General features: G+C 55.7%; 9 protein-coding genes. All 9 read left to right on the top strand.

The window, feature by feature from the left end:
• The first annotated feature begins 279 nt into the window (after window positions 1-279).
• The 9 genes from Q0J74_RS07850 to Q0J74_RS07810 all read left to right on the top strand — a co-directional run bounded on the left by Q0J74_RS07850 (window position 280) and on the right by Q0J74_RS07810 (window position 11,723).
• Entirely contained in the window at window positions 280-1,674 is a 1,395-nt protein-coding gene (locus Q0J74_RS07850) for a sigma-54 interaction domain-containing protein (RefSeq protein WP_297212984.1), read from the top strand.
• A 165-nt stretch (window positions 1,675-1,839) separates the two neighbouring features.
• The gene (locus Q0J74_RS07845) at window positions 1,840-2,769 is read left to right on the top strand and encodes a 3-keto-5-aminohexanoate cleavage protein (RefSeq protein ID WP_297212982.1); all 930 of its coding nucleotides are present in this window, start codon (window positions 1,840-1,842) and stop codon (window positions 2,767-2,769) included.
• Window positions 2,770-2,855: 86 nt separating this feature from the next.
• On the top strand, window positions 2,856-4,451 hold the full coding sequence (locus Q0J74_RS07840) for an acyl CoA:acetate/3-ketoacid CoA transferase (RefSeq protein WP_297212980.1): 1,596 nt from the start codon (window positions 2,856-2,858) through the stop codon (window positions 4,449-4,451).
• A gap of 19 nt (window positions 4,452-4,470) precedes the next feature.
• Complete coding sequence (gene larA / locus Q0J74_RS07835; RefSeq protein WP_297212978.1) at window positions 4,471-5,739, top strand: nickel-dependent lactate racemase; 1,269 nt, start codon at window positions 4,471-4,473, stop codon at window positions 5,737-5,739.
• 53 nt (window positions 5,740-5,792) lie between these two features.
• The gene (locus Q0J74_RS07830) at window positions 5,793-7,214 is read left to right on the top strand and encodes an FAD-binding oxidoreductase (protein WP_297212976.1); all 1,422 of its coding nucleotides are present in this window, start codon (window positions 5,793-5,795) and stop codon (window positions 7,212-7,214) included.
• A gap of 743 nt (window positions 7,215-7,957) precedes the next feature.
• The gene (locus Q0J74_RS07825) at window positions 7,958-8,476 is read left to right on the top strand and encodes a TRAP transporter small permease subunit (RefSeq protein ID WP_297212974.1); all 519 of its coding nucleotides are present in this window, start codon (window positions 7,958-7,960) and stop codon (window positions 8,474-8,476) included.
• A gap of 16 nt (window positions 8,477-8,492) precedes the next feature.
• Window positions 8,493-9,842, top strand: a complete 1,350-nt coding sequence (locus Q0J74_RS07820) for a TRAP transporter large permease (RefSeq protein WP_297212972.1) — start codon at window positions 8,493-8,495, stop codon at window positions 9,840-9,842.
• An 81-nt stretch (window positions 9,843-9,923) separates the two neighbouring features.
• On the top strand, window positions 9,924-11,021 hold the full coding sequence (gene dctP / locus Q0J74_RS07815; RefSeq protein WP_297212970.1) for a TRAP transporter substrate-binding protein DctP: 1,098 nt from the start codon (window positions 9,924-9,926) through the stop codon (window positions 11,019-11,021).
• A 231-nt stretch (window positions 11,022-11,252) separates the two neighbouring features.
• Window positions 11,253-11,723, top strand: a complete 471-nt coding sequence (locus Q0J74_RS07810) for a hypothetical protein (RefSeq protein ID WP_297212968.1) — start codon at window positions 11,253-11,255, stop codon at window positions 11,721-11,723.
• Window positions 11,724-11,885: the final 162 nt, after the last annotated feature.

The following is an 11,885-nucleotide window of genomic DNA, read 5'->3' as shown; positions in this document are numbered from 1 at the left end:
CACTTCGCCGCCTTTGACAGCTTTAGCAAGCTGAAGCTGCTGACCGACTCCTTTGAGCCGAAGTGGTATCTGACCGGCCATGATCCTTGGGTAATTAACAAGCATTATTTCGGCTGATCCACCAGCCGATATGAGCAGCAGGTCCTTTTGGCGAAACAAAAGGGCCTGCTGCTCCACTATAACCACAAAATGCCAGTATACTTTTCCCACTTGCTTACGCAAAAAATGTATGCAATACTATACGGGTACCCCAAAAGCGCGCTCTGGATGGAGGAAAGAATGACGGAAAACTATTTTGCCAATCTGGATCGAGCCGACATTTTTGAGCTCATTTTGGACAAAATTGGCGGCGTAACATTGGTAGGAAGGGATGGCAGATGGATTTATGTGAACAATGCGTTTACAGAATTAACTGGGTATTCCAGGAAAGATCTGCACGGCCAATACGTCCGGGCCATTTTTCCAGACAGCTTTATGTATAAGGTCTTGTCAACCGGCGAAAGCATCAGCAACGTCCCTTTTCAGCTTAAAACGAAGGGCGGCGAGGTGATTCAGCTGGTTGGCTCCTACTACCCCATATGGGATGATGGTGTGCTGCGTGGCTGTATTTTTGTTACATTTTTGCGGAATATGGAACAAGTAATGGAGCTCTCTTCCAACATTAACGAACTTTTGGACAAGTTGACCCTGTACCGCAAAAGCCTGACGGAAATACAGGGGGCAAAGTATTCCATAGACAACATCATTGGAAAAAGCCCCCAGATTAAAGCTATGAAGCGTACCATTCTTCAGGCGGCCCGCTCTGCCTCTACCGTGTTGATTGAGGGTGAAACCGGGAGCGGAAAAGAGCTGGTTGCCAGTTCCATCCACCACCACAGCCGGCGCTCCACCAATGCATTTATTAAGGTGAATTGTGCGGCGATTCCAAAGGAACTGCTGGAATCAGAGTTTTTTGGATATGAGGCCGGGGCCTTTACCGGTGCATCCAAGAGTGGGAAAAAGGGAAAGTTTGAACTGGCCAATGAGGGAACGTTGTTTTTGGATGAGATCAATCAGCTTCCCTTTGAACTTCAGCCCAAACTGCTGCGCGCCATTCAGGAGCGGGAAATTGAGCGTGTGGGCGGCACGAGAAGCATTCCAATTGATTGCCGCCTGATCGCCGCCAGCAATGTTCCTCTGCAGCAGCTGGTGGAGGAGGGACAGTTTCGAAAGGATTTGTACTACCGGCTCAATGTGGTCAATATACGGGTCCCTCCCCTCCGGGAGCGGAAGGAGGACATCCCGATTCTGGCCGACAGCCTGCTGGAACGGCTGAATGAGCAGCTGGGTATGCGCGTGCCTGGTATTTCCTGCAACGCCAAAGAGCATCTGAAGCAATACGACTGGCCGGGCAACGTCCGTGAGCTGCAAAATGTAATTGAGCGGGCCATGAACATTGCATGGAGCGAGACCATTACCTGGCAGCATTTGAAGCCCTCGTTCATTACGTCGGTTTCGACGGTGGAGCCGGAAACCATTCACCAAATGCCCATTCGGAAAAGAAAGTATGACCTGGAGCTGGAAACCATCAAGTCCGCGCTGGAATTGACCGGCGGGAATAAAAGCCGGGCGGCGGAGGTGCTTCAGATTTCCAGAGGGATGCTGTATAAAAAGTTAAAAAAATACGGATTGTAAGAAACCTTGCCCCGAAGGACCGTGCCACTGCCCACGGCCCTTCGCTTTTTTTTGCAAAACTGGCACATAATTTGCTGGTTAATCAAGTACCTACCTTTTTTTGCGGCAGCAAAACCATCCCGTTCCTATCAGCAAAACACAAATTAAAAAATGGAGGGCAAGACAATGAGTAAAGTTCTGATTACTGCTGCTATCACTGGTGCCATTCACACTCCAACTCAGACGGAATATCTGCCCATCACCCCGGACGAGATTGCCAACGAGGCCATTGCCGCCTGCAAGGCCGGCGCCGCGGTGGTACACATCCACGTCCGTGATCCCAAGGACGGCCGTCCTTCCGCCGACATCGACATGTTCCGGACGGTGTGCAAGAAGATTAAGGCCAACTGCAACGCCCTGATCTGCGTCACCACCGGCGGCGATCCCACCACCATGACACTGGAGCAGCGGCTGCGCCCCATCAACGAGCTGGAGCCGGAGCTGGCCTCCTTCAACGGCGGCTCCTTCAACTTCTCCATGCACCCCATTGCGGACAAGTTTGAGAAGTTCAAGTACGAGTGGGAGCGTCCCCATCTGCTCAAGTCCGAGGACAACATCCACTATAACACCTTCAAGTCCATGCGGGAGTACCTGGATGTGTTTGCCGCGAAGGACACCAAGCCCGAGTTTGAGATCTATGACATGGGCCAGCTGAGCAACCTGGCGTTCATGATCAAGGGCGGCAAGATCAAGGCGCCGGTGGATATCCAGTTCATTCTGGGCGTTCTGGGCGGACTGCCCGCCACGGTGGAGAATCTGGTACACATGGTGGACCAGGCTGAGAAGGTGCTGGGGAAGGGCAACTTCCTGTGGTCGGTGGTTGGCGCCGGCAAGATGCAGATGCAGCTTGGCGCGGTGGCGCTGGCCATGGGCGGCAATGTGCGCGTGGGTCTGGAGGACAGCGTGTGGCTGGATAAGGGCGTCAAGGCCAAGAGCAATGCCGAGCAGGTCGCCAAGATCATCCGCATCGCCAAGGAGCTGGGCCGCGAGGTGGCCACGCCCGACGAGGCCAGAGAGATGCTCAAGGTCAAGGGGATTGACAAGGTCGCGTTCTAATAGCTGGAGGCAAGCACGCAAGTCGGCGGGGCGGGATGGGCTGCAAATTGCCTGTCCCGCCCCCGGCGGGAAGGATTGGATCTGATATGAGTAGAAAGCCCATTCTCAGCGCCGCTGAAGCTGTCATGCTCATTGCGGACGGCGCAACGGTGACCACCAGCGGTTTCGTTGCCAGCGGGCTGCCGGAGCTGCTCTCCTCGGCGCTGGAGCAGCGTTTTATGGAGACCGGACATCCCCGGGATCTGACGCTGTTCTATTCCGGCGCCCAGGGGAATAAAGACGGCAGCGGCGCGGATCATTTTGCCCATGAGGGGATGACCAGGCGCGTCATCGCAGGACACTGGAACTTGGCCCCCAATCTCGGGCGGCTGGTTTTGGAAAACAAAATGGAGGGTTATAACCTTCCCCAGGGAATCATGTGCAAGCTCTACCGGGAGATTGCCAGCCATTCGCTGGGTTATCTGACCCACGTGGGGCTGAATACCTTTGCCGATCCCCGCATTGAAGGCGGGAAGCTGAATTCCATTTCCACGGAAGATTTTGTGGAGCTGATGGAAATTCACGGTCAGGAGCAGCTTTTCTTTAAAACCATTCCGCTGGACGTGGCCCTGATCCGGGGAACCTATGCCGACGAGGCCGGCAATGTAACCGTAGAGCGGGAAGTGGCGTCTCTGGAGGCGACCTCCATGGCCCAGGCGGTCCACAACTGCGGTGGAAAAGTGATCGTACAGGTGGAGCGGGTTGTCCAGGAGGGGTCTCTGGACCCCAAGCTGGTGAAAATCCCCGGCATCTATGTGGATGCCATTGTGGTTTGCAATGAATCGTGGGCCCAGGCCCAGTGCCTTGGCTGTGCCTATGACGGCTCCATGACCGGCGAGTTCCGGGTTCCGGCCGGCGACCTGGTCTATCCCCCTATGAGCGCAAAAAAAATCATCGGCCGCCGCGCCGCCATGGAGCTGCGGCCCGATGTGGTGGTCAATCTGGGCATCGGTACGCCGGAGTATATCTCCATGGTGGCCGGTGAAGAGGGAATTGACCAGCATATTACCCTTACGGTGGAGGGCGGCCCCGTGGGCGGAATTCCTCAGGGCGGCCCCAAGTTCGGCGGCTCGGTCAATGTGGCCGCCATTCTGGATCAGCCCTATCAGTTTGACTTTTATGATGGCGGCGGACTGGATATGGCGTTTCTCGGCCTGGCGCAGGCGGATCAGAGCGGAAACATCAACGTGTCAAAGTTTGGCCCGCGGGTGGCCGGCTGCGGCGGATTCATCGACATTACGCAAAACGCCAAAAAGGTGTGCTTCTGCGGGACCTTCACCGCCGGCGGCCTGAAGATGCATGTGGCTGACGGCAAGCTGGTAATTGACCGGGAGGGACATGAGAAGAAGTTCATCCGTTCTGTGGAGCAAATCACATTCTCCGGCGATTATGCCCGCAAAATCGGCAAGCCCGTTTTGTATATTACAGAGCGGGCGGTGTTCGAACTGCGTTCCGACGGCGTTTACCTGATTGAGGTGGCCCCCGGAATTGAGATAGAGCGCCAGATTTTGGCCCTGATGGAGTTTGCGCCCAAGCTGCCGCCGGAGGGTCCCCGCCAGATGGACAGCCGCATTTTCCAGGAGGGACGGATGGGACTGCGCCAGAAATTTGAGAACGCCGCCGCAGACACGGTGTCTGCCTGATTTTAGAGGGAGGGGCAACATGAAAATTGCCTACGGAACAACCGGAATTTCCTGGCCCCGCAGCCTAGACGGCGTGGAAGTTCTGACCCCCTCGGCAGGAAACCGGCAGACGCAAAAAAGTGAAGACGATTTGGTGCTGGAGGCCATGGCCCATCCCATTGGCTCGCCCAGGCTCCGTGAGTTGGCCGCAGGGAAGGGGACGTGTACCATTATCATTAGCGACCACACCCGCCCCGTACCCAGCCGCCATATCATTCCCTTCCTGCTGGCGGAGCTGCGGCAGGGGAACCCCGGCATTCAGATTACGCTTTTGGTGGCCACAGGGTTCCACCGCCCCAGCCGGAAAGAAGAACTGATTGAGAAGCTGGGGGAGCAAATCGTCGCCTCAGAGCGGATTGTCATTCACGACTGCCAGGACCCGGACTCCAACCGGGACATCGGCGTTTTGCCGTCCGGCGCCAGGCTGGTTATCGATAAGCTGGCCGCGGACACAGAGCTGCTGATTGCGGAGGGGTTTATTGAACCTCACTTTTTCGCCGGATTTTCCGGCGGAAGAAAAAGCGTGCTGCCCGGCGTCTGTGACAAGGTGACCGTACTGGGCAACCACTGCGCGGAATTTATTGCCTCGCCCTACGCGCGTACAGGCAGTTTGGAGGGGAACCCCATCCATCTTGACATGACGGACGCCGCCAGGCAGGCAAAGCTCGCCTATATCGTCAACGTTATCATTGATGAGGACAAGAAGATCATTGCCGCCTTTGCCGGGGATGCGATTCAGGCCCATGAGGCGGGCTGCCGTTTCCTGAAGGAGTCCTGCCGGGTCAGGCCCAAGCGGCTTGGGGACGTGGTTGTTACGTCCAACGGGGGGGCGCCCCTGGATCAGAACATCTATCAGAGCGTAAAAGGTCTGACCGCTGCGGAGGCTGCGGCTGCGCCTGGCGCGGTGCTGATTACCTGCGCCCGCTGCAACGATGGGACGGGGGGAGAGTCGTTCTACCGCGCCTTGAAGGAGTGCGCAACCCCCGGACAGCTGCTGGAGGAGACCCAAAAGATCCCCATGGACAAGACCAATCCGGACCAGTGGGAGTACCAGATCCTTGCCCGCATCATGAGCAAGCATCCTGTTATTTTTGTCGCCGACCCGGCGGCCAGACCGCTGATTGAGGATATGAAACTGGAATACGCCCCCGATTTGGCTACCGCGCTGGAGCGGGCATACGCCCGCAAAGGCAGCCAGGCCCATACCGTGCTGATTCCAAACGGGATTTCCGTTATTGTGGAGGAATAGCCGGCAGGCTCTGCGGGCCGACGCATTTGTAAGCAATGTAGGAGGAGATACCTATGACGCAGTACAACCAAGTGACGCCGGAACTGATCGCCGCCCTGCGGGAGATTTCCGGTGACCGGGTGATTGTGGGTTCGGACGTGAACCCCGATTACGCCCGGGATGAAATGCCCATTTACGGCACCCGCATGCCGGATGTTTCCATCGATGTTTTAACCACCGAGGAAATATCCGCCATTATGAAGCTCTGCTACGAAAACAATGTCCCCGTAACCTGCCGCGGGGCCGGCACCGGTCTGGTGGGCGCCTGTACGCCCATGGCGGGGGGAGTCGTACTGTGTACGATGCGGATGAAACAAATCCTCGGGTATGATGAGGACAATTTCGTGGTACGTGTGCAGCCGGGCGTTCTGCTCAACGACCTGGCGGAGGACGCCCTGACGCGCGGACTGCTGTATCCGCCCGACCCGGGGGAAAAGTTTGCCACCCTGGGAGGCAATGTGGCTACCAACGCCGGCGGTATGCGGGCGGTGAAGTATGGCGCAACCCGGGACTACGTGCGTGCCATGACCGTTGTGCTCCCCACCGGCGAGGTGGTGCGCATGGGCGCCACTGTCTCCAAAACCTCCTCCGGCTATTCCCTCATGAACTTGATGATCGGCTCCGAGGGTACCCTGGGTATCATCACCGAGCTGACACTCAAGCTGATCCCCGCTCCCAAGTATGCGGCCAGCCTGATCTGCCCGTTTGAGGACCTGAGGACCTGCATTTCCGCAGTACCCATGTTTAAAAAGGCGCATATGAACCCTCAGGCCATTGAATTTTTTGAAAAGGAAATTCTGGTCTCCTCGGAAGAATATCTGGGGAAGTCCGTCTTTCCCCGCAGCATCTGCGGGACGGAGATCGGGGCTTACCTGCTGGTTACCTTTGACGCCAACTCCCAGGAAGAGCTTGACAAGCTGATTGAGCAGGGGGCGGAGCTGGTGGTGGAGGCCGATGCCCTGGATGTGCTGGTGGCGGATACGCCGGCCAAATTCAAGGACGCCTGGGCCGCCCGGTCCTCCTTCCTGGAGGGAATCGAGGAGCAGACCACGCTTCTGGACGAGTGCGATGTGGTGGTGCCGGTGAGCAAAATCCCGGAGTTTGTAGACTACATTAAGGAAATTGACGGCGAGTTCGACTTTGACATCAAGAGCTTCGGACATGCCGGCGATGGGAACCTGCACGTATACACCTGCTCCAACGATATGGAGCGGGACGAATTTGTGCGGCAGGTGGACCAGTTTATGCGTAAGATCTACGCCCGCGCCACGGAGCTGGGCGGCCTGATCTCTGGCGAGCACGGTATTGGGATGGGCAAGGTGGATTACCTTGCGGAATCTGTGGGGCCTGTCAATATGCGCCTGATGGAGGGCGTCAAGCGGGTGTTTGACCCTAAAATGATTCTCAATCCCGGAAAGGTCTGCTACAAACTGTAATCTGCTGTCCATACGGCCGGCTGTCGCTGAAAGAGTGGGTATCTTCAGCGGCAGCCGGCCCTTTTTTGCGCAATTTTGGCGAACCAGCGGACCTGAACTGCCCAATCCCATATGGCCCGGTTTGTGTTTCTATTCAAAAGTGTATAGTTTCAGCCACACTTTTTGCATTGTAACTGTTCCGCGCTTTGTACCACGGAAGACAATGGCGCTGATTTTGACTTTTGCACGGCCCTTTGTCTCTGTGGGAGCGTTCTGTTACTGCGCAGCAGAACGACAACTGTGGTTTTTATCAGGCATTCAGATGTGTTTGGCTTATCTGCGCGGATAAAGGACGGTGTGCCGACAATCCCTTAATTATGTGCATATTTGTAAACATAAGTGGGGCTTGATTTTTTAAAAAGCATTGAAAATCCTTACTTGTTATCATTCCTTTGAGTGTCAATAATGTTACACACCATTCGTGCATTTGCTTAATTTCTTAAAACGGAATCTTCTGAAAACTGGTTGTTTTGGCGAATTACTATGCCGTGTGGTTGCATGTAAATTTGGCATCCGCTTTGCAGATTTAACAGGTCTGTAGGCTAGCAGGCTAGCAGGCTAGTAGGCCAGTAGGCTAGTAGACTAGGGGATATTCGCGCCGCAAAATAAAAGGTAGGTTTTGTTCGGTGTGCGCGGACTGGGGGGGTGACATGCGGGATTGCGGTTTGTAACGCCAAACACTGTAGAGTAATGAGGGTGACACAATGAAAAAAGCTATCAACACCATCGACAATGGCATTAAAAAGTTCTCCTTGGGGCTGAGCTTCTGTGCCTCCGTAATGATCCTGGTGGTAATGGTCGCGGTATGCGCAGATGTCATTGGCCGTAAACTCTTTAACCACCCGATTACGGGAATTATGGAAATCATCAAGATGTCCATTCCTGTTATTGCGTTCTTCATGGTTCCTTGGGCCACCTATCAGTTTCGGCACGTCCGATCCACCATTATCTACGGGCGATTTTCCATAAAGGGTCGAATCGTAATTGATGTGATCGCTTATGGACTGGGCGCACTCTTTTTCTTTGTCCTGGCCTATGCCACCTGGCCTGAACTGGTCCAGTCCATTCGGGTGGGTGAATTTGAGGGCGAAGGAGCTTTGCGCATCGTTACCTGGCCCACCAGGTTTTTGATTTTTGTTTCCGGTGTTGTGACAACCTGGCAAATGGTACGCTGCCTGATTATGTCAATTGTTGACCCGCAGGAAGAAGTACCCGTTGAATGATTGAGGTGGTGTAATCGTGACTGAATCTGTACTCATTGGAATTATTTCCATCATCATTCTGTTTGCGCTGATTCTGGCCGGCGTTCATATTGCAATCGCTTTGGGCGCTACCAGCTTCTTCAGTGTGCTGATCCTCTCCAATTTCAAAGTGAAGGTTGCGCTCAGCGTGGTATCCGGCGCGGCCTACTCCGCCATTCGGGACTACAGCTTTGTGGTGTTGCCGCTGTTTTTGGCAATGGGCGTATTCATGAGCCACTCAGGTGCGGCACAAAAGTTGTTTGAATCCGCCAACTATCTCCTGCGGCGAATTCCGGGCGGTCTCGGCATTGCCACCGTGGTGTCCAACGCCATTTTTGCGGCAGTTACCGGCGTCAGCGTGGCATCGGCAGCGGTATTCAGCAAGGTGGCCATGCCTGAAATGGTGCGCCACAAATATGAAAAAAACTTTGCCGTCGGCTCGGTGGCCGGCAGTTCGGTATTGGGTATGCTGATTCCTCCCAGCACGTTGATGATTATCTATGGCATGCAGGCAGAGGAATCCATCGGCAACCTCTTTATGGCCGGTATTCTTCCCGGCATTGTGCTGGCCTGCATCATGGCCGTGTATATCGTGATCCGCTCCGTCCTCAACCCCAAGCTGATTGGCCGGGAAGTGGACGCCAACGGTAAGGCCGTCCCCATCGACTGGTCCAAGCAGGAAAAGCCCAACATGAAGCACATCATCCTGGGGCCTCTGCCCACCATTATTCTGATTATCGTGGTTATGGGCGGGATCTGGGGCGGCACGTTTACCCCCTATGAGGCGGCCGCCATCGGCTGCGCCGGTTCCCTGATTATTTCTCTGGCCAACGGCATGCGCTGGACCGGCCTGAAAATGGTGATTCGAGAGACCTCCTCTTCCGGCGCTTCCATTTTGCTGCTTCTGATCTGTGCCACCATGTATTCCCGCATGCTCACCATGAGCGGCCTGGTCAACTTTGTAAGCGAGGCCATCATCTCCCTGCACCTCCCCGCGATCGAGCTGATTCTCCTCTTCTGCCTGGTGCTGCTCTTCCTGGGGTGCATTCTGGACTCCACTTCCATCCTGCTGCTGACCTGCCCCCTGATCATCCCTGTGCTCCGCGGCATGGACGTGGATATGATCTGGTTCGGTATCATTATGATCGTGGTGGTGGAGATGGGCCTGCTCACCCCGCCTTTCGGTATGGTGGTGTTTTCCGTGGATGCCTCTGTGGACAAGTCTGTGGGCCTGACCGTAGGCGGAATTTTTGCCGGTTCCATGCCCTATTTGTTCCTCATGGCCATCCTTGTAGCCATTATGATGGCGTTCCCCAGCCTGGTAACTTGGCTGCCCAGTATTATGTAGCAGGCGTTCTCGTGCATTGCAGCTCCGTGGTTTTGTCAAGAAACACCCATTATTTGTAACATCAGAAAGGAAGGTAACGTTGTGAAAAAGAGACTGTTTCTTATCACTACCGCACTGGCACTGATTCTGACTTTGGCCGCCTGCGGCAGCGGAAACGAAGGCGGCGGCAGCGCCGCAAAGACCAGCTACAGCTTTATCATCGGTTCCGGCCACTCTCCCGCCGGCTTCCCCTATGTGTCTGCCGCTCAGGATTTCTTTGAGCCGGAGGTCATCGAAAAGGCCGCCGAGCTGGGTTACGAGGTCACGTTTACCGAAGGCTATGGCGGAACCATTGCTCCGCTGGCCGACGTATTTGAGGCCACCGAGTCCGGTCAGCTGGACATTGGTGTGATCAATACGCTTTTTGAACCCACCAAGGCGATGCTGTTCAATTACAACGCCTATTGCCCCTTCGGCATTGACGATGTGGCCATCAGCTATGAGATCGGCACCAAGGTGTACGAGGCGAATAAGGATGCCTATGATGAAATGCTGGCAGGCTATAATATAAAGTATCTGGGTATGGGCATCCCCATCTCCAGCTACAATCTGCTGACCCAGTTCCCGGTGGAGAGCATTGCTGATCTGGCTGGCCACAAGATCGCCGCCGCCGGCGCCAACCTCTATCTGCTCAATGGCCTTAGTGCTGTGGGCGTGGAGTCCAACCTGAACGAGGCGTATACCTCCCTGCAAACTGGCGTATACGAGGGCTGGATTGTGTGGCCCAACGGTGTGTCCAGCTATAAGATGGACGAGGTTGCCGGTTATTACACCAAGACCGGGTTCGGCAACTCCAACACTTGTCATCTGCTGTTTAACATGGACACCTGGAACTCTCTGCCGGAGGACCTGCAAAACGTATTCCTGGAAGCCGCTGTAGGCGACTACAAGACCAAGGGCCTGGAGCGTGCCGCCGCGGAAGATGAGGCCGCCTATGAGGAGATGGAGGCCAACGGTACCATTATCACCGAGATGTCGGAAGAGGCCCGGACGGAGTGGATTATGGCCATTGACGATCCCGCCATCGCCGCCATTGAGGAGATGGAGAGCGCCGGTCTTCCCGCCAGCAAGGTCTTCTCCGATTTCTATACCATTTCTGAGGAAATGGGGTATACCTCTCCCCGCCACTTCGGTCAGTAATCCTGTGAATTCTTGACCATTTTCTGCCCGCCGGCCAAACACCGGGCAGCGACTCCTTCCGCCCTGTTCCAACATGTTCCGGACCTCCTCATCACCCCTGCAAATACACACCCTTCACTCACGTGTACAACAGGTATGGTGCGACAGCGGGGCATTGCTTTGGAAACAGACTGGCAGACCTTGTTTTTTCCACCGCGGGCGTCTATAATGTGTGGAAAAGGGGGGATTGCCATGGACGGAGCGCCGGAGACATCCGCTTTCCAGGCGGTGGAGGAGCTGCGCGGCTGCTATGAGGCATTTGCAGAGAAGCTGGAAGCCTGCTGTGCGGCCAACGTGGGGGAGGCCATGGGCTTTCTCTTCCGCGCCCAGGGGAATCCCAAGGTGGGCTATGCGGTGGAGGAGTTCAACGCCGTGGTCACCCGACGGGTGGCCGACCTGGCGGAACGGCTGACCCTCTGTCCTGCGGAGCAGGCCGGGAGGCTGGCGGAGCAGGCCATGGAGCTGATGATCTTCTATCCTCAGCCCCGAAACAATACCATTTCCTTTTCACTGGCCGCCTTTGAGGGACATGCCAGGCCCCTGGTCCGCTTCCTTCCCGCCCAGCGGCGGCAGGAGCTGGCCCGGCGCTATGCCAGGCGTACGCCGCCCCGGCGGATGCTGCCCAATCAAAACAAGCTGTGGCAGGCGCTGGTAAGCGGCTAGGACAAGGCGTATCTTCCGCCCGGCGGACCGGTGAGACCACCACAAAAACGAAAAAGCCTCGCAGAGTTCGCACCCGCAGGCGCGGAGGAAGTGGAAATTGCGAATATACAATACAAGTGCAACAGAGGAAGAAAGAAGTGGACTCATAGGGGATAAGCCCTT

This window comes from uncultured Flavonifractor sp. (assembly GCF_944387675.1).
In the GTDB taxonomy this organism is placed as follows: domain Bacteria; phylum Bacillota; class Clostridia; order Oscillospirales; family Oscillospiraceae; genus Flavonifractor.
This window is presented reverse-complemented; position numbering and strand designations above follow the sequence as displayed.